The 25,235-nt window shown below is 70.8% G+C and carries 25 protein-coding genes, 1 tRNA gene and 1 pseudogene; 13 read left to right on the top strand and 14 right to left on the bottom strand.

From position 1 onward, the window contains the following. Positions 1-16: 16 nt before the first annotated feature. Both ACOOE8_RS01505 and ACOOE8_RS01500 read right to left on the bottom strand, forming a co-directional pair. On the bottom strand, positions 17-880 hold the full coding sequence (locus ACOOE8_RS01505; RefSeq protein ID WP_420393142.1) for a VOC family protein: 864 nt from the start codon (positions 878-880) through the stop codon (positions 17-19). A gap of 13 nt (positions 881-893) precedes the next feature. Beyond that, positions 894-1,613 carry an SDR family oxidoreductase gene (locus tag ACOOE8_RS01500; protein ID WP_420393141.1) on the bottom strand — a complete coding sequence of 240 codons (720 nt, stop codon included), beginning with the start codon at positions 1,611-1,613 and terminating at the stop codon, positions 894-896. Between the two features lie 280 nt (positions 1,614-1,893). Between ACOOE8_RS01500 and ACOOE8_RS01495 the strand changes: the two genes are divergently transcribed. Together ACOOE8_RS01495 and ACOOE8_RS01490 are read left to right on the top strand one after the other, a co-directional pair. Continuing rightward, on the top strand, positions 1,894-3,192 hold the full coding sequence (locus ACOOE8_RS01495) for an NAD(P)/FAD-dependent oxidoreductase (RefSeq protein WP_420393140.1): 1,299 nt from the start codon (positions 1,894-1,896) through the stop codon (positions 3,190-3,192). A gap of 166 nt (positions 3,193-3,358) precedes the next feature. Further along, a complete protein-coding gene (locus tag ACOOE8_RS01490) occupies positions 3,359-4,456 on the top strand; it encodes a TRAP transporter substrate-binding protein (protein ID WP_420393139.1) in 1,098 nt (365 codons plus the stop codon). Between the two features lie 35 nt (positions 4,457-4,491). Here the strand turns inward: ACOOE8_RS01490 and ACOOE8_RS01485 are convergent, their stop codons facing one another. From ACOOE8_RS01485 to ACOOE8_RS01475, 3 genes are all read right to left on the bottom strand, one after another. Then, positions 4,492-6,051, bottom strand: coding sequence for a TRAP transporter large permease (locus ACOOE8_RS01485; RefSeq protein ID WP_420393138.1), 1,560 nt, complete (start codon positions 6,049-6,051; stop codon positions 4,492-4,494). Next, on the bottom strand, positions 6,051-6,593 hold the full coding sequence (locus ACOOE8_RS01480; RefSeq protein ID WP_420393137.1) for a TRAP transporter small permease subunit: 543 nt from the start codon (positions 6,591-6,593) through the stop codon (positions 6,051-6,053). The genes ACOOE8_RS01485 and ACOOE8_RS01480 overlap by 1 nt, the downstream gene beginning before the upstream one ends. 199 nt (positions 6,594-6,792) lie before the next feature. Continuing rightward, positions 6,793-6,869 (bottom strand) — tRNA-Arg (locus ACOOE8_RS01475). Positions 6,870-7,061: 192 nt separating this feature from the next. On the opposite strand from ACOOE8_RS01475, the gene ACOOE8_RS01470 reads away from it, so the two are divergent. Further along, complete coding sequence (locus ACOOE8_RS01470) at positions 7,062-7,910, top strand: fumarylacetoacetate hydrolase family protein (protein WP_420393136.1); 849 nt, start codon at positions 7,062-7,064, stop codon at positions 7,908-7,910. A 15-nt stretch (positions 7,911-7,925) separates the two neighbouring features. Here the strand turns inward: ACOOE8_RS01470 and ACOOE8_RS01465 are convergent, their stop codons facing one another. Further along, complete coding sequence (locus ACOOE8_RS01465) at positions 7,926-8,705, bottom strand: ferredoxin--NADP reductase (protein ID WP_420393135.1); 780 nt, start codon at positions 8,703-8,705, stop codon at positions 7,926-7,928. Between the two features lie 155 nt (positions 8,706-8,860). Further along, entirely contained in the window at positions 8,861-9,289 is a 429-nt protein-coding gene (locus tag ACOOE8_RS01460; RefSeq protein ID WP_420393134.1) for a Fur family transcriptional regulator, read from the bottom strand. 154 nt (positions 9,290-9,443) lie between these two features. On the opposite strand from ACOOE8_RS01460, the gene glpD reads away from it, so the two are divergent. The 7 genes from glpD to ACOOE8_RS01425 all read left to right on the top strand — a co-directional run bounded on the left by glpD (position 9,444) and on the right by ACOOE8_RS01425 (position 17,041). Next, entirely contained in the window at positions 9,444-10,961 is a 1,518-nt protein-coding gene (gene glpD, locus ACOOE8_RS01455) for a glycerol-3-phosphate dehydrogenase (RefSeq protein ID WP_420393133.1), read from the top strand. 68 nt (positions 10,962-11,029) lie between these two features. Continuing rightward, positions 11,030-12,112 (top strand): ABC transporter ATP-binding protein, encoded by a 1,083-nt coding sequence (locus ACOOE8_RS01450; RefSeq protein ID WP_420393132.1) that lies wholly within the window; start codon positions 11,030-11,032, stop codon positions 12,110-12,112. Between the two features lie 2 nt (positions 12,113-12,114). Then, positions 12,115-13,182 carry an ABC transporter ATP-binding protein gene (locus tag ACOOE8_RS01445; RefSeq protein WP_420393131.1) on the top strand — a complete coding sequence of 356 codons (1,068 nt, stop codon included), beginning with the start codon at positions 12,115-12,117 and terminating at the stop codon, positions 13,180-13,182. After that, positions 13,179-14,045, top strand: a complete 867-nt coding sequence (locus ACOOE8_RS01440; RefSeq protein WP_420393130.1) for a carbohydrate ABC transporter permease — start codon at positions 13,179-13,181, stop codon at positions 14,043-14,045. The genes ACOOE8_RS01445 and ACOOE8_RS01440 overlap by 4 nt, the downstream gene beginning before the upstream one ends. A 140-nt stretch (positions 14,046-14,185) precedes the next feature. Further along, complete coding sequence (locus tag ACOOE8_RS01435; RefSeq protein ID WP_420394593.1) at positions 14,186-14,938, top strand: carbohydrate ABC transporter permease; 753 nt, start codon at positions 14,186-14,188, stop codon at positions 14,936-14,938. A gap of 9 nt (positions 14,939-14,947) precedes the next feature. Further along, on the top strand, positions 14,948-15,241 hold the full coding sequence (locus ACOOE8_RS01430; protein WP_420393129.1) for a DUF2160 domain-containing protein: 294 nt from the start codon (positions 14,948-14,950) through the stop codon (positions 15,239-15,241). Positions 15,242-15,307: 66 nt separating this feature from the next. Then, positions 15,308-17,041, top strand: a complete 1,734-nt coding sequence (locus ACOOE8_RS01425; RefSeq protein WP_420393128.1) for an ABC transporter substrate-binding protein — start codon at positions 15,308-15,310, stop codon at positions 17,039-17,041. Here the strand turns inward: ACOOE8_RS01425 and ACOOE8_RS01420 are convergent. Beyond that, on the bottom strand, positions 17,022-17,558 hold the full coding sequence (locus tag ACOOE8_RS01420) for a GNAT family N-acetyltransferase (protein WP_420393127.1): 537 nt from the start codon (positions 17,556-17,558) through the stop codon (positions 17,022-17,024). The two genes, ACOOE8_RS01425 and ACOOE8_RS01420, sit on opposite strands and share 20 nt — an antisense overlap. A gap of 106 nt (positions 17,559-17,664) precedes the next feature. Between ACOOE8_RS01420 and ACOOE8_RS01415 the strand changes: the two genes are divergently transcribed. Continuing rightward, positions 17,665-18,066 (top strand): STAS/SEC14 domain-containing protein, encoded by a 402-nt coding sequence (locus tag ACOOE8_RS01415; RefSeq protein ID WP_420393126.1) that lies wholly within the window; start codon positions 17,665-17,667, stop codon positions 18,064-18,066. 41 nt (positions 18,067-18,107) lie between these two features. On the opposite strand, the gene ACOOE8_RS01410 is transcribed toward ACOOE8_RS01415, so the two are convergent. Further along, positions 18,108-18,473 (bottom strand): PRC-barrel domain-containing protein, encoded by a 366-nt coding sequence (locus ACOOE8_RS01410; RefSeq protein ID WP_420393125.1) that lies wholly within the window; start codon positions 18,471-18,473, stop codon positions 18,108-18,110. Positions 18,474-18,696: 223 nt separating this feature from the next. Here ACOOE8_RS01410 and glpK point away from each other — a divergent pair, with 223 nt between their 5' ends. Further along, the gene (gene glpK / locus ACOOE8_RS01405; RefSeq protein ID WP_420393124.1) at positions 18,697-20,175 is read left to right on the top strand and encodes a glycerol kinase GlpK; all 1,479 of its coding nucleotides are present in this window, start codon (positions 18,697-18,699) and stop codon (positions 20,173-20,175) included. 4 nt (positions 20,176-20,179) lie between these two features. After that, positions 20,180-20,974, top strand: a complete 795-nt coding sequence (locus ACOOE8_RS01400) for a DUF72 domain-containing protein (RefSeq protein WP_420393123.1) — start codon at positions 20,180-20,182, stop codon at positions 20,972-20,974. An 86-nt stretch (positions 20,975-21,060) separates the two neighbouring features. Here ACOOE8_RS01400 and ACOOE8_RS01395 read toward each other — a convergent pair. From ACOOE8_RS01395 to ACOOE8_RS01375, 5 genes and pseudogenes are all read right to left on the bottom strand, one after another. Beyond that, positions 21,061-21,192: pseudogene (locus tag ACOOE8_RS01395) on the bottom strand (cupin domain-containing protein); the annotation flags it as partial. A 149-nt stretch (positions 21,193-21,341) separates the two neighbouring features. Beyond that, positions 21,342-22,730 carry a flagellar biosynthesis protein FlgA gene (locus tag ACOOE8_RS01390; RefSeq protein WP_420393122.1) on the bottom strand — a complete coding sequence of 463 codons (1,389 nt, stop codon included), beginning with the start codon at positions 22,728-22,730 and terminating at the stop codon, positions 21,342-21,344. A 3-nt stretch (positions 22,731-22,733) separates the two neighbouring features. After that, the gene (locus tag ACOOE8_RS01385) at positions 22,734-23,411 is read right to left on the bottom strand and encodes a cyclase family protein (protein ID WP_420393121.1); all 678 of its coding nucleotides are present in this window, start codon (positions 23,409-23,411) and stop codon (positions 22,734-22,736) included. A gap of 46 nt (positions 23,412-23,457) precedes the next feature. Then, positions 23,458-24,741, bottom strand: coding sequence for a TRAP transporter large permease (locus ACOOE8_RS01380; protein ID WP_420393120.1), 1,284 nt, complete (start codon positions 24,739-24,741; stop codon positions 23,458-23,460). Continuing rightward, entirely contained in the window at positions 24,742-25,233 is a 492-nt protein-coding gene (locus tag ACOOE8_RS01375; protein ID WP_420393119.1) for a TRAP transporter small permease, read from the bottom strand. Positions 25,234-25,235 lie beyond the last annotated feature (2 nt).

The following is a 25,235-nucleotide window of genomic DNA, read 5'->3' as shown; positions in this document are numbered from 1 at the left end:
CGGGGACCCACGAGCGTCAGGCGGCCTCGACGAACTCCAGGATGACGCCGCTCGCGTCCTTGGGCGCGACGGCGACGCCGTCCGGGGTCCGTGCCGCCGCGACGCCGGCGCGCTCGAGGAGGGCGTGCGCCGTTGCCACGTCCCGCACCCGCACCTTCAGCGCGGCGTAGGCCGTCCGCGGCAGGCCGGTGAGGTCGAGCGCCGGGTAGGCCGACGCCAGCGCCTCCGGCGCGAGGACGAGGATCGGGGCGGACCGCTCGCCCGTCCCCACCCGCACCCCGCCGTCGATGGGCGTGACCGCGCCCGCCGCGAACAGGCGCGCATAACGCTCGCCCATCGAAGCAGGGTCGTCCGACGTCGCGACGATGCCGGCGAGGCCGACCGCGCCGTTGGCGTGGCTGAGGAGCTCGGGCACCCACACCGTGTCGCGCGTGCGGTGCTGACACATGAACATCATGCCCACCGGCGCCTCGTCGGGGTGGAACTGCAGCGTCGTGAACGCCGCGACCCCCTCGGGGCCATCCGGCAGCTCCACGGGGCGAGAGAAGTCCGACAGGTCCTGCGTGGCGATGCCGAGCGCGGTGAGCTCGGGCGCGGCGGCCGCCGCGTCGTCCACCCGGCACGCGACGCCGCGCAGCCCCTCGCCGTCCCCCTCGAGGAGCTCACGGCGCGGGCGGTTCAGCTCGGTGTCCGCGACGATGCCGAGGAGCTCGAAGTAGTCGTCCTCGAGCATGATGGTGTGGTTCGCCGTCCCCATGTGCGCGCTGTGCAGGCCGCGCGGGGACGTGGTGAAGCCGAGCCGGGCGTAGGTGTCGCGGCTCGCGTCTAGGTCCTCGACCAGGATGAGGGCGTGGTCGACGCCCGTCACGGGATGCGGCATCGGGGCTCCTCGGTCAGCGGCGGACGGGCGCGATGGTGAGCTCGTGGACCGCGACCTTCGGGTTCATCGTAGCGACGAACAGCGCGGCGTCCGCGAGGTCCTCCGGCTGGATGATGTCGGCGGCCTGGGACGGGTCCCATCCGGGCCGGCCTGCGAGGAGCTCCGTCGCGACCTCGGCCGGGCACAGCGCGCACGACCTGATGCCGTTCTTGCCCTCCTGCGAGTTGAGGCTGGCGCTGATGTCGGTGACGGCGAACTTCGACGCACCGTAGGCGACGCCGGACACGTTGGAGTGGAAGCGCCCGGCCCAGGACGAGGTGTTGATGATGACGCCGCCGCCGCGGGCCCGCATCGTCGGCAGCACCGCGGCGATGGCGTTCATCACGCCCTTGATGTTGACGTCGAGGACCTTGTCCCAGGCGGCCCAGTCGATGTCGTCCCAGTTGCGTCGCGGGATGTTGAGGCCGGCGTTGTTGCACAGCACGTCGATGCGGCCGGTACGATCTACGAGCGCTTGGGCGATCGCGGCGAGGCCGTCGCGGTCGGTGACGTCGCAGGGGTGGACCTCGACGTTCGGACCCGACGCGGCGGCGACGGCCTCGAGCTTGTCGGCGGTGCGGCCCGTCAACGCCACCGTGGCGCCGGCGCCGGCGAAGCGTCGTGCCATGGCGGCGCCGATGCCGCTTCCCGCGCCGGTGATCCACACGGTCCAGCCGCTGACGTCCTGGCTCATGGGCTGAGGTCCCTCCTGCGTTGGTCGCCGAGCGCCGTGGTGCGGGTCCAGTTGACATGCGCGCGGCGGCCGTCATGCATTCCACGACGGGGCGGCGCTGTCGCTTCGCTGGCGCTGGAGGACCGGACCCGATCGTCGAGCAAGCCGCCTCGCGTGACATCGCAGCCACGCTCCCCGCCGTCGGCAGCCTCCGCCGCAGCCGCGCGGGGCGTCGCGGATGCGCGCGTCCTGCGGCGGCGAGCAACCGCTCGCGGACGACGCCTGCGACCCGAGAGACCGCATGATCGCCCCGTTCCCGCCATCCCTGTGGGCCGCGGTGACGCCTCCGCGCGCCCCGGCGCCGCCGCTCGCCGGCGACGTCGAGGCGGACGTCGCGGTCGTCGGCGGCGGCTTCACCGGCCTGTCCGCCGCGCTCCACCTCGCCAAGCGCGGCGCCGTGGTCCGCCTGCTGGAGGCGAACGCCGTCGGCTGGGGCGCATCGGGGCGCAACAACGGACAGGTCATCCCGACGCTCACCGCCGCCGAGCCGGACGCCATCGTCGAGCGCCACGGTGAGGCCGGCGAGCGGCTCGTGCGGCTGATCGGCCACAGCGCGAGCGTCCTCTTCGACCTTGCCGAGCAGGAGGCGATCGACGCGGAGGCCGAGCGGACCGGATGGTTCCAGCCCGCGCACTCGCCCGGCCGCATCCGCCTCAGCGAGCGCCGCGTCGACGCGTGGCGCCGCTTCGGCTTCCCCGCCGAGCTCGTCGACCGCGAAGGGGCGCGCGCCATCCTCGGCACCGACTTCTGGTACGGCGGGATGCTCAACCCCACGGGCGGGCACATCAACCCCCTCGCCCTTGCCCGGGGCCTCGCGGCGGCGGCCGAGCGCCACGGCGCCACCGTGCACGAGGGGACGCCGGTCACCGGCTTCGAGCGCAGCGGCGGTCGCTGGCGCCTCGACACTCCCGGCGGGCAGGTGCAGGCGGACGCGATGGTCCTTGCCACCCAAGCCTACACCGACGGCGCGGCGACGGCGCTTGCCCCACGCCTGGCGCGCACCATTGTGCCGGTCCTGTCCTGGCAGATGGCCACCGAGCCGGTGGGCGACAACCTGCGCGCCTCACTGCTCCCCGGCCGCCAAGCGGTGTCCGACACGCGTGGCGACCTGCGCTTCTTCCGCTACGACGCGCGCCATCGCCTGGTGACCGGCGGCGCGGTGCTCGGGCCCTTCCGCGAGGCCGAGCGCGTGGCGGCCGCCGGCGCGCGGCGGCTCGCCGAGGCCTACCCCGAGCTCGGCGAGGTGCGCATGACGCACGTTTGGTCGGGCAGGATCGCGATGACGTGGGACCGCTTCCCGCGCGTCCACCGCCTCGGGCCGGGCGCTTGGACGTGGATCGGCTGCAACGGACGCGGCGTCGCGCTGGCCGTCTCGCTCGGCCGCGAGCTCGCAGCGGCGGCGCGCGGCATGCGGGAGCGAGAGCTCGCCCTGCCGGTGTCGGACGTCGCCCCGCTGCCGCTGCACGGCCTCGGGCGCAGGCTCGCGCCGTACTACCTTGCCTGGCTGAAGCGTCGCGACCGCACCGAGCTGCAGCGCTGAGCCGCCCGGCGAGCCACCCATCCCGATGCGACGCCAGGGCGACGGTCGTCCGCAGGCGGCGCCATCCCGAGCGGGCTCGGGCGGAGGCGCGCTCCCTCCTGCCCTGGACACCTTCCGCAAACGGAATGAGGATGCGCCCTCCAAGAACATCAACGGAGGAGACATCATGGAGAGGCGCACCTTCCTGAAGGCGGCCGGTGGGACGGCCGCCGTTGCGGCAACGGCAAGCCTTGCCGCGCCGGCGATCTCCCAGAACCGCACCGAGTGGCGGATGGTCACCACCTGGCCTAAGAACTTCCCGGGCCAGGGCACGAGCGCGGAGCGCCTCGCCCAGACGATCGGTGAGCTGACCGACGGCCGGCTCAACATCAAGGTGTTCGGGGCAGGCGAGATCGTCCCTGCATTCGAGAGCTTCGACGCCGTCACCGGCGGCGCGGCCGACTGCATGCACGCGACGCCGTACTACTGGCAGAACAAGTCGAAGGCGCTCAACTTCTTCTCCACGGTGCCGTTCGGCATGACCACGGGCGAGCTCAACGCCTGGATGAAGTTCGGCGGCGGTCAGGAGCTGTGGGACAGGGTCTACGACGGCTTCGGGCTGAAGGGCTGGTCCGCCGGCTCGACGGGCGTGCAGATGGGCGGCTGGTACAACAAGGAGATCAACACGGTCGCCGACCTCCAGGGGCTGAAGATGCGCATCCCCGGGCTCGGCGGCGAGGCGCTGAGCAAGCTCGGCGTGACGACGATCAGCCTCCCGGTCGGCGAGATCTTCTCCGCGCTGCAGTCGGGCACCATCGACGCGACGGAGTGGGTCGGGCCGTTCAACGACCTCGCTCCGGGCTTCTACAAGGTCGCCCAATACTACTACTGGCCGGGGATGCACGAGCCCGGCACGGCCGCGGAGTTCACCGTCGACAAGGCGAAGTTCGAGGCGCTGCCCAACGACGTCCAGCGCATCGTCGCCGCCGCGGTGGGCGACGAGAGCGAGCGCTTCACGGCCGAGTTCAACTACCGCAACGGTGGCGCCCTCGACGTCCTGGTCCGCGAGCACGGCGTCCAGCTGAAGCGGTTCCCGACCGACGTGCTCCAGGCCTGGGGCGAGGCGTCGGGCGAGGTCATCGCGAGCCTGCGCGACACCGGCGACCCGCTGACCAAGGAGACGACGGAATCGTTCCTCAAGGCGCGCCGCGAGCTGATGGCCTGGAGCCGCATCGGCGAGCAGGCCTTCATGAACGCGCGCCTGCTCGACTACACCTACGGCTGATGATGTGATCGCTCCGGGCCCCCGCGGCCCGGCGCTTACTGGGGCTCGGGCAGGAGGAAGTCCCGGTCCCCGAGGATGTCGTCGAGCACCGAGCTGCCTCCGGTGCCTCCACCCGTGTCGGCCGGTGCGTCGAGCGTCGGATCGCGGTCGAGCCCGCCGTCGTCCGGCACGATCGGCGCGCCCTCCCGCACGATCGCGGGCGGCGCGCCGAAGATCACGTCGGGCAGCCAGGTCGCGGTCGCAGGCACCGTCCAGATGAGAGCCATCGCCATGAGCTGCAGGGCGACGAACGGCGCGACGCCGCGATAGATGTGGCCCGTCGTCAACTCGGGCGGAGCGACGCCGCGCAGGTAGAACAGCGCGAAGCCGACGGGCGGCGTGAGGAAGCTCGTTTGAAGGTTCACGCCGATCATCACGCCGAGCCAGATGGGATCGACGTCGAGCATGAGCAGCACTGGCGCGGTGATGGGCACGACGATGAGGATGATCTCGAAGGTGTCGAGGAAGAAGCCCAGCGCGAACATCAACGCCATCACGGCGAGCACGGCGCCCGACGTGCCACCGGGCATCGCCCCGAGCACGTCCTCGACGAGGAGCTCGCCGCCGAGCCCGCGGAACACGAGGGAGAACACCGATGCGCCAAGCACGATGACGAACACGAGCGAGCTGATCAGCATCGTCGAGCGCATCACCGCGGTGAGGTTCGGGAAGGTGAGCTGCCCCTTGGTGGCGGCGAGGACCATCGCGCCGAGCGCGCCGATGGAGGCCGACTCCGTGGGCGTCGCGATTCCGCCCAGGATCGAGCCGAGCACGGCGACGATGAGGAGGAGCGGCGGCACCAGCGCCGACAGGACACGTGACGGCAGCGTTCGGCGCTCCTCGTCGGTCATCGCGAGCGGCGGGCAGCTCTGCGGATTCACCAGCGCCTGGACGACCACGTAGCCCATGTAGAGCAGGATGAGGATCAATCCCGGGATCAGCGCGCCCGCGAACAGGTCGCCGACCGAGACGGGCTCGGGGGAGAAGTTCCCCTTGGCGAGCTGCGCCATCGTGTTCGCGCCGGCAAGGATGTCGCCGAGGAAGATCAGGACCACCGACGGTGGGACGATCTGGCCGAGCGTCCCCGACGCGCAGACGACGCCGGCGGCGAGCTTCGGGTCGTAGCCCGCGCGCAGCATTGCGGGCAGGCTGAGCAGCCCCATCGTGACGACGGTCGCGCCGACGATCCCCGTCGACGCGGCGAGCAGCGCACCGACGATGACGACCGAGATGCCGAGCCCGCCGCGCAACCTTCCGAACAGCTGGCCCATCGTCTCGAGGAGCGCGGTCGCGATCTTCGACCGCTCCAGCATCACCCCCATGAAGACGAAGAGGGGCACGGCGACGAGCACCTCGTTCACCATCACACCGAAGTACCGCGAAGGCAGGCCCAGGAAGAGCGCGAGGTCGAACACGCCGAGCACGGCTCCGAGCGTCGCGAAGATCAGCGACATGCCGGCGAGGGTGAAGGCGACGGGGAAGCCCATCATCACGCCGACGATGGTCGCAGCGAAAAGGAGGATCGCGAGCGCCTCCCCGACGAGCGCGGGCGACATCAAGGGCGTTCCTGCCGAGCATCCGACGGCGGCTCGGGCGCACCCGCGAGCGTCAAGAGGCTGCGCCCCGCGAGCGCCAGCCCCTGCAGGCCGAGGAGCGTGCAGAATACGAGGAGGACGGACTTCAGGACGTAGACTGCGGGCATCCCACCCGTCTGTGCCGAGCCCTCGCCGAGCACCCACGACGCCGTCACGTACGGCCAGGCCATCCACGCGGTGAGGACGACCCACGGCAGGAGGAAGACGAAGGCGCCGATCAGGTCGACGATCGCGCGCGTGCGCCGCGTGGCGCGGGCGTAGAAGATGTCGACGCGGACATGACCCTCGTGCAGCAGCGTGTAGCCAGCGCCGAGCATGAAGACGCCGGCGTAGGTCCACACGAACAGCTCCTGCAGCCAGATGAAGCCGATGCTGAACGCATAGCGCAGGACGACGACGACCGCGCAGATCAGCACGGTCGCGAGGGTGAGCCACGCGGCAACGCGGCCGACCGCCTCGTTCAGGCTGTCCACGGCGCGCACGAAGGTTGCAACGGCTCGCATCGCGCGCCTCCCCTAGTCCGGTCTTCGGCCGGTTTGCGTCCAGGTTACAGTCGCAGCGGCGAAAGCCAACAGGGAGGGGAGGCGGGCGAGGCGGGTGTTCGTCGGACGACCGCCGTGACGACGTCGCCGATGGCCGAGGAGGGGCGCCGGTCGTCGGGCGGGGGGCTCCACAGCCGAGCCGCGACTGCGTCGCGAACGATGGCGCGCCGGGGAGGATTCGAACCCCCGACCCCCAGATTCGTAGTCTGGTGCTCTATCCAGCTGAGCTACCGGCGCCTGCCGTGCGGCGGCCCAGGGCGCCGCGGAGGCCTCATCTAGCCCCCGCCGACGGCCATTGCAACAGCAGCTCCTCCGACGTCCCCGCTCGGCCGGCGACGGGTTGACGTCGCAGTCCGGGCAGGAGGATACGCCTGCGGGATCGCGCTCGCGGGACGCCAACCGTCCCGAGGGCGAACGAGGGAGGGCTTGATGCGCTACGTCTCCTATGTGCGGTGCGGACGGCCGTCCTTCGGCGTGCTGGTGCCCGGTGGCGTCGTCGACCTGTCGCGGCAGATCCCCGGCACCCACTCCCTGAAGGAGGCGATCGCGGAGGACCTCCTCGGCGAGGCGGCGCGGGCGGTCGCGGGTCGCTCCGCCGAGCTCGCGCTCGCCGACGTCACGCTCCTGCCGGTCATCCCCGACCCTGGCAAGGTGCTGTGCGTGGGCGTCAACTACGTCGCCCACCGCGAGGAGACGCAGCGTGCGGCGGTGGGTCACCCCACGATCTTCACGCGCTTCGCCGACACGCTGGTCGCCGACGGCGCGCCGGTCATCAAGCCGAGGGCCTCCGACAACCTCGACTACGAGGGCGAGCTCGCCCTCGTCATCGGCCGCGGCGGCCGCGACATCGCCGCCGACGCCGCGTGGGACCACATCGCCGGCTACGCCCCGTTCATGGACGGCTCGGTGCGCGACTTCCAGCGCCACACCGGCCAGTTCACGCCGGGCAAGAACTTCCCCGGCACCGGCGCCTTCGGTCCGGCGCTGGTGACGCCCGACGAGGTGGGGGACGTCACGGCGCTGCCCATCGAGACGCGGTTGAACGGCGAGGTCATGCAGTCGGCGAGCCTGGCCGACCTCATCTTCTCGATCCCGGACGTCATCGCCTACGTGTCGTCCTTCACGCCGCTCGAGCCGGGCGACGTCATCGCGACGGGCACGCCCGGCGGCGTCGGCGAGCGGCGCGATCCGCCGGTGTGGCTGAGGGACGGCGACGTGATCGAGGTCGCCGTCGGTGCCGTGGGGACCCTGCGCAACCCGGTGCTGGCCCAGCGCTGAGCGGCACGCGGCTCCTCACCCGACGAACGCCTTCTCCACCACGAAGCGACCGGGCTGGGCGTTCGAGCCCTCCTCGAGACCAGCCCGCTCGCACAGCGCGCGCGTGTCGGCGAGCATCGCGGTCGAGCCGCACAGCATCACGCGGTCCTCATCCGGCGACCAAGGACGCGTGCCAGTCGCCTCGAACAGCTCGCCCGCCTCGATGAGGCGCGTGATGCGGCCCTCGAGGCGGCCGGGGCCGGCGTCCTCCCGGGTCACCGATGCGACGTGGGTCAGCCGGTCGCCCACCACCTCCGACAGCAGCGCGTCGGCGCGGATGCCGTCGACGACGTCGATCCCGTACTGAAGCTCGGCCTGCGTGCGGCAGGTGTGGGTCAGGATGACGCGCGCGAACCGCTCGTACGTCTCGGGATCGCGGGCCACCGAGGCGAACGGCGCGATGCCCGTCCCCGTCGAGACGAGCCACAGCGTGCGGCCCGGCAGCAGCGCGTCGAGCACCAGCGTGCCGGTGGGCCGCGGCTTCAGGAGGATCTGGTCCCCCGGCGCGATCTTGGCGAGCCGCGACGTGAGCGGCCCCTCCGGCACCTTGATCGAGAAGAACTCGAGCTCCTCGGCCCAGTTGGGCGAGGCGATGGAGTAGGCGCGCAGCAGCGGCTTGCCGTTCGCCATCAGCCCCAGCATGGCGAACTCGCCCGAGCGGAAGCGGAACGAGGCCGGGCGCGTGGTGCGGAAGGCGAACAGGTCGTCAGTGTAATGCCGGGTGGACAGGACCGTCTCGCTGGGGATCGCCGCCATGTCCGTCCTCCTTTACGTCCTTCGCCTCGGCGAGGTCGCGTGCCGAGCGTCGCGCCTCCCGTTGCTGGAGCGGCAGGCGACCGTCAAGCGCGCGGCGCCGATCCATGGCGATGCGCATCGCCGCGTCGCCTTGGAACCTGTGAGGGGCGCTGGGCTTAGGACCGGCGCGGCTTGCGCCGGCAGTATAGCTCGAGGCGGTGGCGCACGACCTCGTAGCCGAGCTCCTCGGCGATCTCGGCTTGCAGTCGCTCGATCTTGTCGGACGCGAACTCGATCACCTCGCCGCTTTCCACGTCGATGATGTGGTCGTGGTGCGGCAGGTTCGTCGTCTCGAAGCGCGCCGGCGTCCCCTCGAAGACGTGCCGATGGACGATGCCCTGCGCCTCGAGCGCCGCGAGCGTGCGGTACACCGTCGCGAGCGAGACCGTCTCGTCCACGTCGCGGGCGCGGCGGTGCAGCTCGGTGGCGTCAGGGTGGTCCTCCGCCTCCGACAGCACCTTGAGGATCGCCGCGCGCTGGCGCGTGATGCGCACCCCGTCGGCGCGCAGGGCCTCCTTCAGGCGGTCTGCCGATGGCTCGTCCATGGCACGCAACGTAGCGGCTCGCGCGACGCCGACAAAGGCCGCGGCGACTTGCCATGTGACGCGGCGGAGGCCGTCAGCGGGGCGTGCAACTTCTGCGGACTGTTGGACATCCGGTCGGCGTTCCAATAGCGCTCGTGCACGAGGAGGAGCGATCGTGGCCACGGGTGCGACCTTCGACGTACTGGTGATTGGCGGCGGCATCAACGGCTGCGGCATCGCCCGCGACCTCGCGGGCCGCGGTTACTCGGTGCTGCTTGCCGAGAAGGACGACTTCGCCTCCGGCACCTCGTCCTGGTCGACAAAGCTGATCCACGGCGGGCTGCGCTACCTGGAGCACTACGAGTTCCGCCTCGTGCGCGAGGCGCTCGTTGAGCGCGAGGTGTTGTGGGCGCTGGCGCCGCACATCGTGCGACCGCTGCGCTTCGTGCTGCCGCACCACCGGGGGCTTCGGCCGGCCTGGCTCCTGCGCCTCGGTCTGTTCGTCTACGACCACCTCGGCGGACGCAAGCGCCTGCCGGCGACGCGCACTGTCGACCTCCGCTCCGACTCAGCCGGCGAGCCTCTCAAGGCGGACTACGTGCGCGCCTTCGAGTACTCCGACCTGTGGGTCGACGACGCCCGCCTCGTCGTGCTCAACGCGCGGGACGCGGCGGACCGCGGCGCGGACGTGCGCAACGGGACCGCGGTGACGGCGGCGGGGCCCGACGGCGATGGCTGGTCCATCACGCTGCGCGGCGCGGCCGGCACCGAGACGGTGCGCGCGCGGATGCTGGTGAACGCCGCTGGTCCCTGGGTGGACGACGTGCTGCGCGGCGCGCTCGGACGCAACGAGGCGCGCCACGTCCGCCTCGTCCAGGGCAGCCACATCGTCGTGCGCCGCGCGTTCGACCACGACGGCGCGTACATCTTCCAGAACAGCGACGGGCGGATCGTGTTCGCCATCCCCTACGAGGGCGAGTTCACGCTGATCGGCACCACGGACCGGGACTACGACGGCGAGCCGCACGACGTCGCCATCACCGAGGAGGAGACGGACTACCTCCTCGCTGCGGTCGCCGACTACCTCGCCCAGCCACCCGGTCGGGACGACATCGTGTGGACCTACTCCGGCGTTCGCCCGCTGTTCGACGACGGCGCGTCGAAGGCGCAGGAGGCCACGCGCGACTACGTCCTGACGCTCGAGGACGGGCGAGGGCGCCCCCCGCTCCTCAACGTGTTCGGCGGCAAGCTGACCACCTATCGTCGGCTTGCCGAGGCGGTCGCGGTGAAGGTCGCCGGGGCGATCGGCGCCAAGGGGCGGCCGTGGACCGAAGGAGCGCCGCTGCCCGGTGGCGACCTCACCATCGAGGCTGCGGCCGACCTCGCCGGCACGCTCGCCGAGGCCCATCCTGAGCTGCCGTCCGCCCTGACGGAGCGGCTCGCCCGGCTCTACGGAACCCGCGCCTGGCAGCTGCTTGAGGGCGTCTCGCGCGCCGGGGATCTGGGGCGCGGCTTCGGCGCCGACCTCACGTGGCGCGAGGTGCGCTTCCTCATGGACACCGAGTGGGCGCGGACCGCCGAGGACGTCCTGTGGCGCCGCACCAAGCTCGGGCTGTTCGTCAGCGGCGAGGAGGCTCGGGCGCTCGACGACGCGATGGCGGGTGGGGGCGACAGGGCGAGCGCAGCGGCGTAATCTGCCTGCCATCGAGGCCCGACGCGGTGCGACGCGCGGCGAGGACCTCGCCGCGTAGGGGAGGGGACATGCTCGAGCTGAGGGGCGTCGGCAAGCGGGTGGGAGACGTCACGCACCTCGATGACGTCACGCTCGAGCTCGTCCCCGGCACGATCAACGTCCTTCTGGGCCCGACGCTCGCCGGGAAGACGAGCCTGCTGCGGTTGATGGCGGGGCTCGACCGTCCGACGTCGGGCACGATCCAGGTCGACGGTCGCGACGTGACGGGCGTGCCGGTGCGCAAGCGCGACGTCGCGATGGTCTACCAGCAGTTCATCAACTATCCCGCGATGACGGTGCGCGAGAACATCGCCTCGCCCATGCGCCTCGCCGGCAAGCCGCGCCGCGAGGTGGAGGCGCAGGTGGGGCGCATCGCGGCGCTGCTGCAGCTGGTGCCGTACCTCGACCGCCTGCCGCTGCAGCTCTCCGGCGGGCAGCAGCAACGCACCGCCATCGCCCGCGCGCTCGCCAAGGACGCCTCCGTCGTGCTCCTCGACGAGCCGCTCGCCAACCTCGACTACAAGCTGCGCGAGGAGTTGCGCGCTGAGCTGCCGAAGGTCTTTCAGGCGTCGGGCGCGGTCGTCGTCTACGCGACGGCCGAGCCGGAGGAGGCGCTCCTGCTCGGTGGCAACACCGCGACGCTGTCTGAGGGCGGCGTCACCCAGTTCGGCCCGACATTGGACGTCTACCGGGCGCCGAACTGCCTCACCACCGCGCGCACGTTCTCCGATCCGCCGCTCAACGTGGTGGCGCTCACCAAGTCCGGCGGGACGTTCCTGCATGAGAGCGGGTTTGACCTCCCCGTTCCCCCGGAGTTCGGCGGCTTGGGTGATGGACGCTACGTCGTCGGCGTCCGCCCCCATCACCTGGCGAAGGCGGGCCGTGGCACCGCCATCGCGTTGCCCGCCACCGTCGTGGTCGCCGAGATCACGGGCTCGGAGAGCTACGTCCACATGACGTGCCTCGACGAGCGCTTCGTCATGCTGATCCAGGGGATCTACGACGGCGCCGTGGGGACGACGCTGAACGTCGGGTTCGAGCCGCGTCACATGCTGGTGTTCAACGCCGAGGGCGACACGGTGAGCGGCGACGGCGTGCGGCTGGCGGCCTGACGATGGCACGGATCGGGCTCGACCATGTCCGCCATGCCTACGGGCCGGCGAAGGGCCGGCAGGACTACGCCCTGAAGGGGCTCGACCTCGCCTTCGACGACGGCGGCGCGTTCGCCCTCCTCGGCCCGTCCGGCTGCGGGAAGACGACGCTGCTCAACATCATCTCCGGCCTCCTCGCGCCGTCCGAGGGCCGCGTCCTGTTCGACGGGGAGGACGTGACGGCGCTCGCGCCCGAGGCGCGCAACATCGCGCAGGTGTTCCAGTTCCCCGTCGTCTACGACACGATGACGGTGCGCCAGAACCTCGCCTTCCCGCTGCGGAACCGCGGCATCCCGCGCGCCCGCGTCGGGCCGCGCGTCGATCGCATCCTCGACATGCTGGGACTCACGGACCTCGCCGACCGGCGCGCCGCGAGCCTCACCGCCGACCTCAAGCAGAAGATCTCCCTCGGCCGCGGCATGGTGCGCGAGGACGTCGCAGCGATCCTGTTCGACGAGCCGCTCACCGTCATCGACCCGCACCTCAAGTGGCAGCTTCGCGCGCAGCTCAAGACGCTGCACCGGGAGTTCGGGCACACCATGGTCTACGTCACACACGACCAGACCGAGGCGCTCACCTTCGCCGACACCGTCGTGGTGATGACCGAGGGAGAGGTCGTCCAGGCGGGCACGCCCCAGGAGCTGTTCGAGCGGCCGGCCCACACCTTCGTCGGCCACTTCATCGGCTCGCCGGGCATGAACGTCCTGCCGGCTGAGATCGAGGAGGGGACCGCGCTCGTCGGTGGCGAGCCGATCGCGCTGCCGGGGCGTGTGTCGGCGCCGCGGGGTGCCGCCATGAGCATCGGTGTGCGACCGGAGTTCGTGGCGCTCGGCGATCACGGGCTGCCGTTCAAGGTCCTGCGCGTGGACGACCTCGGCCGCGAGAGGATCGTCCACGGCACCCTCGCAGGACACCCCCTCGCTGCGGTCGTGCCGGAGGACACGCGGCTGCCGGCCCACCCCCGCGTGGCGTTCTCCCCGACGAGCCTCAACGTCTACGCCGACGACTGGCGCATCGAGGTCGGCCCGTGACGAAGACCCAGAACAACCGCGCCTGGTTCCTGGTCCTGCCGGTCCTGGTGCTGGTCGCCATGAACGCCGTCATCCCGCTGATGACGGTGGTGAACTACTCGCTGCAGGAGACCTTCGGCGACAACCTGTTCTTCTGGGCGGGCACCACGAACTACGAGGCGGTGCTGGCCTCGCCGCGCTTCCACGATTCGCTGATCCGCCAGTTCGCGTTCACCGCGATCATCCTCGCCATCGAGATCCCGCTCGGCGTCGCGGTCGCGCTCGCCATGCCGCGCCGCGGGCCGTGGGTCTCGGTCTGCCTCGTCCTCATGGCGCTGCCCCTCCTCGTGCCGTGGAACGTGGTGGGCGCCATGTGGAACATCTTCGCGCTGCCCGAGATCGGCCTGCTCGGCTGGGGGATCAACGCGCTCGGCGTCCCCTACAACTTCACCAACGACCCCACGGCGGCGTGGTTCACCGTCGTCCTGATGGACGTGTGGCACTGGACCTCGCTCGTGGTCCTCCTCGCCTACGCCGGCCTCATGTCCATCGACGAGGCGTACTACCGCGCCGCCAAGATCGACGGCGCCTCGCGCTGGGCGGTGTTCCGCCACATCCAGCTCCCCAAGATGCGGCAGGTGCTCATCATCGCGTTCCTGCTCCGCTTCATCGACTCGTTCATGATCTACACCGAGCCGTTCGTCCTGACCGGCGGCGGGCCGGGCAACGCGACGACGTTCCTGTCCATCGACCTCGTCAAGGCGGCGCTCGGCGAGTTCAACCTCGGCATCGCGGCGGCCATGTCGATCATCTACTTCCTGATGACCCTCCTCGTCTGCTGGGTGTTCTACACGCTGATGACGCGCGATCGAGAGGCTGCATGAGCGCCGTCGGACAGGCCCCGGGCGACACGCGCGTCCCGGCCGGCGGCGCCTCGGGCGCAGTCCTTGCAAGGGCAGAGGCTCGTCCGGCGCGCCGGGTGCGCTTGAAGTGGCTTGTGCCGACGCTCTACATCGTCTTCCTCATGTTGCCGATCTATTGGCTCATCAACATGAGCTTCAAGACGACCAACGAGATCCTCGGCGGCTTCAGCCCCTACCCGCAGAACTTCACCGTCGACAGCTACGTCGAGATCCTGACCAACCCCGTGTGGTACTGGGGCTACATCAACTCCATCTCCTACGTCGCCATGAACACGGTGCTGTCGGTGGCGGCGGCGCTGCCGGCGGCCTACGCGTTCTCGCGCTATCGCTTCATGGGCGACAAGCACCTGTTCTTCTGGCTGCTCACCAACCGGATGGCGCCGCCGGCGGTGTTCGCGCTGCCGTTCCTCCAGCTGTACTCCTCGGTGGGCCTGTTCGACACCTACTGGGCCGTGGCGCTGGCGCACTGCCTGTTCAACATCCCGCTCGCGGTGTGGATCCTCGAAGGCTTCATGTCCGGTGTGCCGAAGGAGATCGACGAGACCGCCTACATCGACGGCTACTCGTTCCCGCGCTTTTTCATAAAGATCTTCATGCCGCTGATCGCGAGCGGTGTCGGCGTGACGATGTTCTTCTGCTTCATGTTCTCGTGGGTGGAGATGCTGCTCGCCAAGACGCTGACGAGCGTCGATGCGCAGCCCATCGCCGGCGTGATGACGCGCACGGCGTCCTCCTCGGGCTACGAGCTCGGCCTCCTCGCGGCGGCGGGCGTCCTCACCATCGTGCCGGGCGCCGTGGTGATCTACTTCGTGCGCAACTACATCGCCAAGGGCTTCGCCTTGGGACGCGTCTAGGAGAAGGCCATGAGCGAAGGGATCGGCCTCGCGTGGATGGCGTGGACGTGGCAGACAGCGGTCTTCTTCGCCGCCATCGCCGGTGCGCTCGGCCTGATGACGGTGTGGGAGCTCGCGCGGCCCGGAGGCGCGCCGCGTGATGGCGTGCTCGGCCTCACCACCACGCGCGGCGACCGGCTCTTCATCGCGCTGCTCGCCGCTGCCTACGTCCACCTCGGCTGGCTCGCCTTCGCGACAGGACCGCTTTGGATCGCATCGCCCATCGCGCTCGCGTTGGCGCTGCTCGTCTTCCTCTTCGTCTGACCGTAAGGCCGGACGCTGCGGCGCTCGCGAGCGCCGGACCAACCAAACAAAACTCAGGGAGAAACGATGAGACACGTCCTACTCGCCACCACCTGCGTCGCCGCGCTCGTGACGGCGGCGCCGGCGCTCGCCGACATGGCGGCCGCCGAGCGCTGGATCGACGAGGAGTTCCAGCGCTCGGTCCTCACCCGCGAGGAGCAGCTCGCCGAGATGGAGTGGTTCGTCAACGCCGCCGAGCCGTTCCAGGGCATGGAGATCAACGTCCTGTCGGAGACGATCCCGACGCACTCCTACGAGGCGGAGACCCTCGCCCAGGCGTTCGAGGAGATCACCGGCATCGCGGTCAACCACCAGCTCCTCGGCGAGGGCGAGGTGGTCCAGGCGGTGCAGACCCAGATGCAGACCAACCGCAACCTCTACGACGCCTACGTCAACGACTCCGACCTCGTCGGCACGCACTCACGGCTGCAGGCGGCGGTGAACCTGTCGGAGTTCATGGAAGGGGAGGGCGCGGACGTCACCAGCCCGACGCTCGACCTCGACGACTTCATGGGCATCAGCTTCACGACTGGCCCGGATGGTGCGATCTGGCAGCTCCCGGATCAGCAGTTCGCCAACCTCTACTGGTTCCGCAAGGACTGGTTCGACAACGAGGACTACCAGGCGCGCTTCCGCGAGAAGTACGGCTACGACCTCGGCGTTCCGGTCAACTGGTCGGCCTACGAGGACATCGCCGAGTTCTTCACCGAGGACGTGCGCGAGATCGACGGCGTGCGGATCTACGGGCACATGGACTACGGCAAGCGCGCGCCGGACCTCGGCTGGCGCATGACGGACGCCTGGCTCTCCATGGCGGGCGCGGGCTCGCAGGGCCTGCCCAACGGGCGCCCTGTGGACGAGTGGGGCATCCGCATGGAGGAGGGGTCCTGCAACCCGGTCGGCGCGTCCGTGTCGCGCGGCGGCGCGACCAACGCTCCCGCGGCGGTCTACGCCATCGGCAAGTGGGACGAGTGGCTGCGCGAGTACGCCCCGCCTGCCGCCGCCTCCTACGACTTCTACCAGTCGTTGCCGGCGCTCTCCCAAGGCAACGTGGCGCAGCAGATCTTCTGGTACACCGCGTTTACCGCCGACATGGTGAAGAGCCTCGAGGAGGGCAACAACACCGTCGACGAGGAGGGGATGCCGCTGTGGCGCATGGCTCCCTCGCCGCATGGCCCCTACTGGGAGGAGGGCCAGAAGCTCGGCTACCAGGACGCCGGCGCTTGGACGTTCCTGAAGTCGACCCCGCTCGACCGGCGCAAGGCCGCATGGCTCTACGCCCAGTTCGTGACGTCCAAGACCGTCGACGTGGAGAAGAGCCACACCGGGCTCACCTTCATCCGCGACTCCACGGTCAACCACGAGAGCTTCACCGAGCGCGCAGACAAGCTCGGCGGGCTCGTCGAGTTCTACCGCTCGCCCGACCGGGTCAACTGGACCCCGACCGGCGTCAACGTGCCGGACTACCCGAAGCTCGCGCAGCTGTGGTGGCAGCAGATCGGCGACGTCAACGCCGGCACCTTCACCCCGCAGGAGGCGATGGACCGCCTCGCGACGGAGATGGACGCCGTCATGGCGCGCATGCAGGTGGCCGACGAGCGGGCGAACGTCTACGGCGGCTGCGGCCCGCGGCTCAACGAGGAGCGCGACCCGTCCTACTGGCTGACCGAGGTGGAGGGCTCGCCCAAGCCCAAGCTGGAGAACGAGAAGCCCCAGGGCGAGACCGTCGCCTACGAGGACATCATCCAGCGCTGGCAGTAGGCGCACCGGGCGCCGGCGGTCCGCCGCCGGCGCCTTCGAGGCGCCGCTGCATCAGCACGAGGTCGAGCCAGGCGCCGTACTTGTAGCCCGCGTCGGGGATGAGCCCGACGCGGGTGAACCCCATCCTTCCGTGGAAGGCGATCGCGGCCGGGTTGGCACCGCTCACGGCGCCGACCATCGACCGCACGCCGCCCTGCCTTGCGCGGTCCAGCAGCGCGTTCATGAGCGATCTGCCGTGGCCATGTCCCTGCGCCGACGAGGCAAGGTTGATCGTGTGCTCCACCGTGCGGGCATAGCCCGGCCCCCGCCTGAACTGAGCGTAGGTCGCGAAGCCCAGTACCTCGCGCTCTTCGACCACGAGGAACGGCAGCCCGGCGACGGCACCATGCGCGATCAGCGCCGCCACCTCCGCCTCGGACCGCTCCAGCGTCGTGAACGTGATGTGCGGCGAACGGATGACGTCGTTCCAGATCGCGCAGATGGCACCCGCGTCGCCGGTGGTCGCATCCCTGATCATGCGCTGCCAGGGTCGCGTCCCGCGAGCGCGGGGACGGGGGGAACCTTTCGCGGCTGGCGGGCGATTGGCGCAGGAACGGTCACACCGTCACGCCGTCGGGGGAGCCATGCTGAACACGCCCACCGTGCAGGAGCTCGGCACCGGCCGAGCCGACGTCCTCGCGTTCCGCCTCGGGCCGGACGTAGAAAGTGACGACATGGAAGCCATGGCCGGGGTCGTGAACCGCGCCTTCGACCACCATGCCGCCATCAACCTCCTGCTGGTCCTCGACGACTTCGAGCTCACCGACATCCCCGCGGCGCTGAGCCCCGAGGTCGCCCGCAGCATGGCGCGGGCGCCGGCGAAGGTGGAGCGATACGCGGTGATCGGCGCGCCCGCCGTGGCCGCGGCGATGATCAAGGCCATGGACCCGATCACGCCGACGGAGGCGCGGCCGTTCGACCCGGAGGAGGCCGCGGCTGCGTGGGCCTTCGTCGGCGCGGAGCCGAGCGGGGTGCCCCCAGCCTAGAGGCTGCCCCGGCGGCCTTGACCGACGGGGCAGCGCTCGCCTCAGATCGCGGGGTAGGTCAGGCCGTAGTGCGAGTAGAGGCTGCGGTGGTAGGCCTCGTCTTCCCAGTCCGGCTCGTTCGAGGTGTCGTAGCGCGGTCCGCCTTCGAGCTGCTCGCGCGTCACGGACACGGTGTAGCCGTCCTTCTGGGTGTCGTAGTCGAGCGTGTCCCAGGGCAGCGGATGGTACTCCTCGCCGATGCCGAGGAAGCCGCCGAACGACATGATCGCGTACTTCACCTTCCCATCCCGCTTGCCGATGACGACGTCCTCGACGGTGCCGAGCTGCTCGCCGGCGGTGTTGTAGACCGTCGTGCCGTTGACCCGGCTCGCGCGGATGTTCGAGTGGCTGACGTTGATATCTGCCATCTGGCTCCTCCAAGGTGTGCCGACCAAATGGTCGCGGCGCACGGCGGGTTCCCCGCCGCCGTGCGATCCCACCGGGGCCAGCGACGGGCGCGGCCGGCACTTGCAAAGCCTCCGTGCAACATCACGTCCTCTCGCAGAGGCTCTGCCTACGCCGACGTGTGGATCGCCGTTTGACAGGTGATGGGCGATGGGCCGAGGCTCGTGTCCCATCGGCCGAAGTCCCATGACCGCACCCATCCTCGCCATCGACCAGGGCACCACCTCGACGCGCGCCATCGTGTTCTGCGCCGAGGGGAGGATCCTCGGCGTCGGGCAGGAGGAGTTCACCCAGCACTACCCGCGCTCCGGCTGGGTGGAGCACGACCTAGAGGACATCTGGCGCACCACCGTGTCGACGGTGAAGTCGGCGCTCGCCGCTGCGAAGCTCGAGGCGCGGGACGTCGCCGCCATCGGCATCACCAACCAGCGCGAGACCGTCGCGGTGTGGGAGCGTGAGACGCTGCGTCCGGTGCACCGTGCCATCGTCTGGCAGGATCGGCGCACGGCCGGCCGCTGTGCGCGGTTGCGCGACGAAGGGGCCGAGCCTCAGGTTACGGGCACGACCGGCCTCCTCCTCGACCCCTACTTCTCCGGCACCAAGCTCGCCTGGCTGCTCGACGAGGTGGAGGGCCTGCGTGCGCGCGCCGAGGCGGGCGCTGTGGTGTTCGGCACCATCGACACCTTCCTGATCGCCAAGCTCACCGGCACCTTCGCCACAGACGTGACGAACGCCTCGCGCACGCTGCTGTTCGACCTTCAAACAGGGCGATGGAGCGAGGACATGGCTCGCCTCCTCGGCGTCCCGTTGGCCATGCTCGCCGAGGTGAGGGACAACGCCGACGACTACGGCACGACCCACGAGGCGCTGTTCGGCGCGAGCGTTCCGGTGCGCGGCGTCGCCGGCGACCAGCAGGCCGCGGTGATCGGCAACGCGTGCTTTGCGCCGGGCATGGTGAAGTCCACCTACGGCACCGGCTGCTTTGCGCTCATCAACACCGGCGGCGAGCGCGTTGCCTCCTCCAACCGCCTCCTCACCACGATCGCCTACCGGCTTGGCGGCGAGACGACCTATGCGCTGGAAGGGGCGATCTTCGTCGCCGGCGCCGCGGTGCAGTGGCTGCGCGATGGGCTCGGCGTCATCGAGGACGCCGCCCAGTCCGGGGCGCTGGCCGCGCGCGCGGACCCGAACCAGGACGTCGTCCTGGTGCCCGCCTTCGTCGGCCTCGGCGCGCCGCACTGGGACGCGGACGCGCGCGGCGCGCTCTACGGCATCACGCGGGGCACAGGGCCGGCCGAGCTCGCCCGCGCGGCGCTGGAGAGCGTCGCCTTCCAGACCCACGACCTCGTCGAGGCCATGCGCCGCGACTTTGTGGGCGAGGCGACGGTGATGCGCGTGGACGGCGGCATGGCGGCGTCCGACTGGGCGATGCAGCGCCTGGCGGACATCATCGCCGCGCCCGTCGACCGTCCGTCGATCACGGAGACGACGGCGCTCGGAGCCGCCTGGCTCGCCGGGATGGCCGCCGGAGTATGGCCCGACAAGGAGGGCTTCGCCGCATCCTGGCAGCGCGACCGCCGCTTCGAGCCGCAGATGGAGGACGCCGAGCGCCGCCGGCGCCTCGCGTCGTGGAGCGACGCCGTCGCCCGCACGCTGACCCGTTGACGCGATGGCGAAGGCTGGCGCCATCCGCATCGGCGTCGGCGGCTGGACCTACGCGCCGTGGCGGGGGACGTTCTACCCGAAGGGGCTCGCCCACAAGGACGAGCTCGCCCATGCCGGGCGCACGATGAGCGCGCTCGAGATCAACGGCACGTTCTACCGCTCGCAAAGGCCGGAGACGTTCGCCAAGTGGCGCGGCGAGGTGCCGGACGGCTTCGTCTTCACCGTGAAGGCGCCGCGCTACGCCACGAACCGCAAGGTGCTGGCGGACGCCGGCGAGAGCGTCGAACGGTTCGTCTTCGGTGGCTTGACCGAGCTCGGCGATGCCCTCGGCCCGATCCTGTGGCAGCTCCCTGAGACCAAGCGCTACGACGAGGCCGACTTCGCCGCCTTCCTCGCGCTGCTTCCGGACAGCGCCGGCGGTCGTCGCCTGCGTCACGCGGTGGAGCTGCGCCACGACAGCTTCCGCGTGCCCGAGGTCGTCGCGCTGGCCCGGCGCGCCGGCGTCGCCATCGTCTGGGCACGGGATTCGCGTCATCCCGAGATCGCCGACCTGTGCGCCGACTTCGCCTACGTGCGGCTCTTGGGAACGCGCGAGGACGAGGCAAAGGGCTACGACGAGGCCGCCCTCGATCGCCACGCCGAGTCCCTCGCTGCGCTGGCACGCGGCACGGCGCCGAGCCCCGCGTGCCTCGCCGAGCCTGCCGCGAGGGGTGCACGGGAGGTGTTCGCGTTCGTCATCGGCGGGCACAAGGCGGCGAACCCCGCCGCCGCGACGAGCCTCATCGAGCGCTTGGGCTGATCAGTCCCCTCGTCGTCGACCGGCGTTGTGACGACGATGAACGTGAGGTCGCCGAGCCCCGTGTTGGCGATGGCGTGCGGCACCCCTGGCGGCAGGTAGATGACGTCGTGGCGCCGCACCACGCGGGCCTCGTCGCCGATCTCCATCAGGCCCTCGCCCTCGAGGACGTGGTAGACCTGCTCCTGCACCTTGTGCGCGTGACGCTCCACGTGCGCCATCGGCCGGTACGTCGAGATGCGGTAGTCGAGCTTACGCGAGCCGACGGTCTCCGGCCGCACCAGCGCCTTCGACAGCGCCCCGCCGTGGTGCCCTGGGAACTCCTGCCACGGCTCCTCGGCGATGTTGCGCACGCTGGCGCGACGTTCCGTCATCGCAGGTCCTCCTCCTGTGCGTCGGTCAGGGCGTCCTGCTCGCGGCGCAACGACAGGAGCGTCGAGCCCTCGTCGAGGTTGACGTCCGCGACCGTGATCGTCGCGCCCTCGGCCACATCGCGCACGAGCGGGCGGTCGATGGCCAGGAAGTAGGGCACCGGGGCGTCCGGGCGGAGCGCAGCGTAGGGCGTCAGCATCGCCTCGACCCCGTCGACGCGGTGGTGATGGCCGAGGTCGGTCAGTCGCTCGCTCGCACCCAATCGGCGGCTCGCGCGCATGGTCACGTCGACGGTCGCGGAGGATCCCTGCGCGCCGGTGGAGATGCCGAGGCGGTGCGGGAGGAGGATCGACAGCGGCGCCTCGGCGCCGAGGAGGTGGACCGGGTTGAACACGAGGACGTGCCCTCCGTCCGCGCTCGTCGGGATGCCCTTGGCGCGGAACAGTTGCCCCGTCTCGGGGTCCGGCGCCTTGACCACCACGAACACGCCGCCGGCTGGGCTGACCTCGTCGTCCCGTCGCAGACCGTTGAAGATGTCGAGCCGTCCGTTGCCGGCGAGCACGCCGCCCTCGTCCACCGGTCGGTACAGCGACGGGAGCTCGCCGAGCCTTGCCACGGCGGCGTGGAGGCGGGGCCGATCTGGCACCAGGCCGCTTGCGTTCGCGACGAGGGCGAGCTCGCAGTAGTCCGGCGCGGTTCGCTGGGGGAGGGCGCCCAGCACCTCGGCTCGCCAAGCGACGAGCTCGGCGGAGCCTCGGTCGGCGCCGCCCATGATGTCCCGTGGCGCCGTCACCTCCGCACCGTGGGAGCGGACGCTCGCGCCGTCGAAGACGAAGTCGTGCTCGCTGGCCTTGCCGGCGCAGGCGACCTCGAACCCGAGGACCCGCAGCCGCGACAGGAGCGCGAGCAGCAGGCTCGGCTGGTCCCCGTCCACCTGGCTCAGCACGAGCCCGGCCGCCTTTGCCCGGCGCGACAGGAGCGGGCCGACGACGCAGTCCGCCTCCTTGGTGACGAGGCACACGTGCCGCCCCTGGTCGAGCGCCGCCGAGGTGTTCTGCGCGCCGGCCTGCGCGCTCCCCGTCGCCTCCACGACCACGTCGACGGGCAGGCTGACGGCGAGCTCCGCGTCCGCGGTCACGACGACGCGGCCGGCCTGCATCGCCGCCTCAGCTCGCGTCCTGCCGTCGGCGGCCACGGCGTCGATGCCGGCCGACGTGCACAGGCGCAGGACGCGCTCGACGTCGAGGTCGCACAGCACGCCAAGTCGCAGCATGGCGATGGAGCGCGACTGCATCAGGAGCGTACGGCCGAACTCGCCGACGCCGATCAGCGCGGCGGTGGTCGGGGCGTCCGGGCCCGAGCGCGCCAGCAGGAAGGCAAGGTCCATCGGTCAGGCGTCCTCGACCGCGACGGCGCGGATCGGTGCACCGTCGCAGTCGGGGACCTTGAGCGGCAGCCCGAAGAACTCCACCCGAGGGGCGACGATCGCCGCCATGTTGCACAGGTACTCGAACATGATGACGCCTCGGAGCAGGAGCTCAACGTGGGTCACGTTCTCCTCCAGCGCTGGCTCGCGCGCACCGGTGACGAGGTCGCGGATGCAGCGGTCCTGCGGGAAGTCGAAGCCCACGCCCTTGACGCCGCGCGCGCGCAGCCAGCGGCTCGCCTCGGTCGTCATGTAGGGGGCGGTGGTCCAGAACTCGGCGGTGTCGATGGAGGCCCGCGTGTCCCAGGCGCTGCGGATGAGCGCGATGTCGCCCTCGCGCACGTCCGCCCCGGCGCCGGCGATCAGCGCCTCGGTGACCGGCTCGTCCGGCCCCACCGCCGAGACGTCGACCACGACCGCGGGCCCGGCGCACGCCTCGAGGGGAACGTCGCTCGTGGTCCCGCCGTCGGCGTCGAAGTGGCGTGGCGCGTCCATGTGGGTGAAGCCATGGACCGGCCAGCCGAGCCAGCTCGCCTGCACGTAGGAGCCGTCGCCGTGGCTCCTCGCCTCGCGCCGCTCCACCGGCCAGCGGACGTGCTCGGTGCGGATCGGTGTCGACAGGTCGATGAAGCGTCTTGGCATGGGCGACCTTCGTCGGTTCGTGCCCCGCTGAGGTCGGGGCCATCGCTCAGTAGCCGAGGAGCCGCGGCAGTCCGAGCGTGAGGATGGGGAACAGGACGCACAGGAGGAGCGCGACCACGAGCGTTGCGAGGAAGGGGAGGCTCTCGCGCACCACCTGTTCCGGCGCGACGCCGGCGATGGAGGCCGACATGTAGATGAGGTAGCCGACGGGCGGCGTGCACAGCCCGATCATCAACGTGAGCACGATGATGAGGCCGAAGTGCACGGGGTCGACGCCGGTCTCGATCACCGTCGGCAGGAACACCGGCACCATGATGATGAGCGCGGCGAGCGGATCCATCAGCATGCCGACGAGAAGGCCGACCGCGACGATCGCGAGGAGGACGACGGTGGGGTCGTCGCTGATGGAGAACACGAGCGCCGCTACATCCTTGTTGATCTGCTGATCGGCGACGATGAACGCGAAGAAGGTCGAGGCGCCGACGATGACGAGCACGCTCGCCGCACCCGTCGCCGCGCTCACCGTCGCCGCCCACACCTTCCGCAAGGTCAGCTCGCGGTAGACGAGCGAGCCGGCGAGGAGGCCGTAGAGCACGGCCACCGCCCCGGCCTCCGTCGCCGTCATCACCCCGCCGAGGATGCCGCCGACGATGATGACGGGCATGCCGAGCGCCGGCAGCGCGTCGAGGAAGGTGCGGCCGAGGAGGGCGGCGGACGCCCGCGCACCCCGCTCATAGCCCCGTCGCGCGCTGATCAGGTAGACGGTGACCATCAGGCAGGCTCCGAGGAGCAGGCCAGGCACGATGCCGGCGACGAACAGCTCCCCGACGGACTGCTCGGCGAGCACCGCGTAGATGATGATCGGGATCGACGGCGGGATGATCGGCCCGACGATGGAGGACGTCTGCGTGAGCGCAGCGGAGAACGCCTTGGAGTAGCCCCGCTCGGCCATGGCGGGGATCATGATGGTGCCGACGGCCGCCGTGTCGGCGATGGCCGAGCCGCTGATGCCGGAGAACAGCAGGCTCGACATGACGTTGACATGGCCGAGCCCGCCGCGGATGTGCCCGACGAGCGCCGCAGCGAAGGCGACGATCCGGGCGGTGATGCCGCCCTGGTTCATGAGTTCGCCCGCGAGGAAGAAGAACACGATGGCGAGGAGCAGCGAGGAGTCGATGCCATCGACGAACATCTGCGCGGCGACGTCGAGGGGCAGCCCCGGCCGCACCAGGAGCACAGTGACGACGGCCGCGGCGAAGATCGCGAACACCAGGGGGACGCCCAGCGCGCTCAGCGCGACGAGCACGCCGATGAGGATCGCGACGGCCACCTAGTCGACCATGCCGCCCGGCGCAGGCTCCGGCTCGTCGCCGCGCCGCGCCGCGAACCGGGCGACGATGACAAGCGCCCACAGCGCGCCGCCGACGACGACGGCGACGAAGAACAGCGACTGCGAGACCGGCAGTGCCGTGAAGCGGTCGCCCGCGGTGAGATCCCACAGGGCGAGGCTGCCGTCGACGAGGACGGCCAGGCACGCGAGGGAGATCGCGAGCGACACCAGCCGCGCAGCCTGACGCCCCACCGGCGGCAGGACGTCGACGATCATCGTGATGCGCATGTGACCGGCCTTCGCCGCGGCGAGCACGATCATCCACACGTAGAGCAACGTGGTGAGCTCGGGTCCCCACGCGAGCGAGGTGCCAAGGCCGTATCGGGCGACGACGCCGGCGAGGGTGATCGCAACGATGGCGACGAGGAGGACGCCGACGACGAGGTCGAGCGCCCTCGTGAGGACGCCAAGGGCGACGCTCGCCGATCGCATGG

This window comes from Acuticoccus sp. (genome assembly GCF_965213555.1).
Lineage (GTDB): Bacteria > Pseudomonadota > Alphaproteobacteria > Rhizobiales > Amorphaceae > Acuticoccus.
The sequence above is the reverse complement of the archived record's forward strand: the minus strand, read 5'-3'. Positions and strand labels throughout refer to the sequence as shown.

What these genes read in the sequence shown, in the direction of transcription:
- ACOOE8_RS01445 (WP_420393131.1), top strand. Translation starts at nt 12,115, where the DNA reads ATGGCACGGATCGGGCTCGACCATGTCCGCCATGCCTACGGGCCGGCG.
- ACOOE8_RS01385 (WP_420393121.1), bottom strand. Translation starts at nt 23,411, where the DNA reads ATGCCAAGACGCTTCATCGACCTGTCGACACCGATCCGCACCGAGCAC.
- ACOOE8_RS01490 (WP_420393139.1), top strand. Translation starts at nt 3,359, where the DNA reads ATGGAGAGGCGCACCTTCCTGAAGGCGGCCGGTGGGACGGCCGCCGTT.
- ACOOE8_RS01480 (WP_420393137.1), bottom strand. Translation starts at nt 6,593, where the DNA reads ATGCGAGCCGTTGCAACCTTCGTGCGCGCCGTGGACAGCCTGAACGAG.
- ACOOE8_RS01465 (WP_420393135.1), bottom strand. Translation starts at nt 8,705, where the DNA reads ATGGCGGCGATCCCCAGCGAGACGGTCCTGTCCACCCGGCATTACACT.
- ACOOE8_RS01415 (WP_420393126.1), top strand. Translation starts at nt 17,665, where the DNA reads ATGCTGAACACGCCCACCGTGCAGGAGCTCGGCACCGGCCGAGCCGAC.
- ACOOE8_RS01485 (WP_420393138.1), bottom strand. Translation starts at nt 6,051, where the DNA reads ATGTCGCCCGCGCTCGTCGGGGAGGCGCTCGCGATCCTCCTTTTCGCT.
- ACOOE8_RS01500 (WP_420393141.1), bottom strand. Translation starts at nt 1,613, where the DNA reads ATGAGCCAGGACGTCAGCGGCTGGACCGTGTGGATCACCGGCGCGGGA.
- ACOOE8_RS01495 (WP_420393140.1), top strand. Translation starts at nt 1,894, where the DNA reads ATGATCGCCCCGTTCCCGCCATCCCTGTGGGCCGCGGTGACGCCTCCG.
- ACOOE8_RS01450 (WP_420393132.1), top strand. Translation starts at nt 11,030, where the DNA reads ATGCTCGAGCTGAGGGGCGTCGGCAAGCGGGTGGGAGACGTCACGCAC.
- ACOOE8_RS01375 (WP_420393119.1), bottom strand. Translation starts at nt 25,233, where the DNA reads ATGCGATCGGCGAGCGTCGCCCTTGGCGTCCTCACGAGGGCGCTCGAC.
- ACOOE8_RS01390 (WP_420393122.1), bottom strand. Translation starts at nt 22,730, where the DNA reads ATGGACCTTGCCTTCCTGCTGGCGCGCTCGGGCCCGGACGCCCCGACC.
- ACOOE8_RS01400 (WP_420393123.1), top strand. Translation starts at nt 20,180, where the DNA reads ATGGCGAAGGCTGGCGCCATCCGCATCGGCGTCGGCGGCTGGACCTAC.
- ACOOE8_RS01435 (WP_420394593.1), top strand. Translation starts at nt 14,186, where the DNA reads ATGTTGCCGATCTATTGGCTCATCAACATGAGCTTCAAGACGACCAAC.
- ACOOE8_RS01420 (WP_420393127.1), bottom strand. Translation starts at nt 17,558, where the DNA reads ATGATCAGGGATGCGACCACCGGCGACGCGGGTGCCATCTGCGCGATC.
- ACOOE8_RS01410 (WP_420393125.1), bottom strand. Translation starts at nt 18,473, where the DNA reads ATGGCAGATATCAACGTCAGCCACTCGAACATCCGCGCGAGCCGGGTC.
- ACOOE8_RS01470 (WP_420393136.1), top strand. Translation starts at nt 7,062, where the DNA reads ATGCGCTACGTCTCCTATGTGCGGTGCGGACGGCCGTCCTTCGGCGTG.
- glpK (WP_420393124.1), top strand. Translation starts at nt 18,697, where the DNA reads ATGACCGCACCCATCCTCGCCATCGACCAGGGCACCACCTCGACGCGC.
- ACOOE8_RS01425 (WP_420393128.1), top strand. Translation starts at nt 15,308, where the DNA reads ATGAGACACGTCCTACTCGCCACCACCTGCGTCGCCGCGCTCGTGACG.
- ACOOE8_RS01505 (WP_420393142.1), bottom strand. Translation starts at nt 880, where the DNA reads ATGCCGCATCCCGTGACGGGCGTCGACCACGCCCTCATCCTGGTCGAG.
- ACOOE8_RS01460 (WP_420393134.1), bottom strand. Translation starts at nt 9,289, where the DNA reads ATGGACGAGCCATCGGCAGACCGCCTGAAGGAGGCCCTGCGCGCCGAC.
- ACOOE8_RS01430 (WP_420393129.1), top strand. Translation starts at nt 14,948, where the DNA reads ATGAGCGAAGGGATCGGCCTCGCGTGGATGGCGTGGACGTGGCAGACA.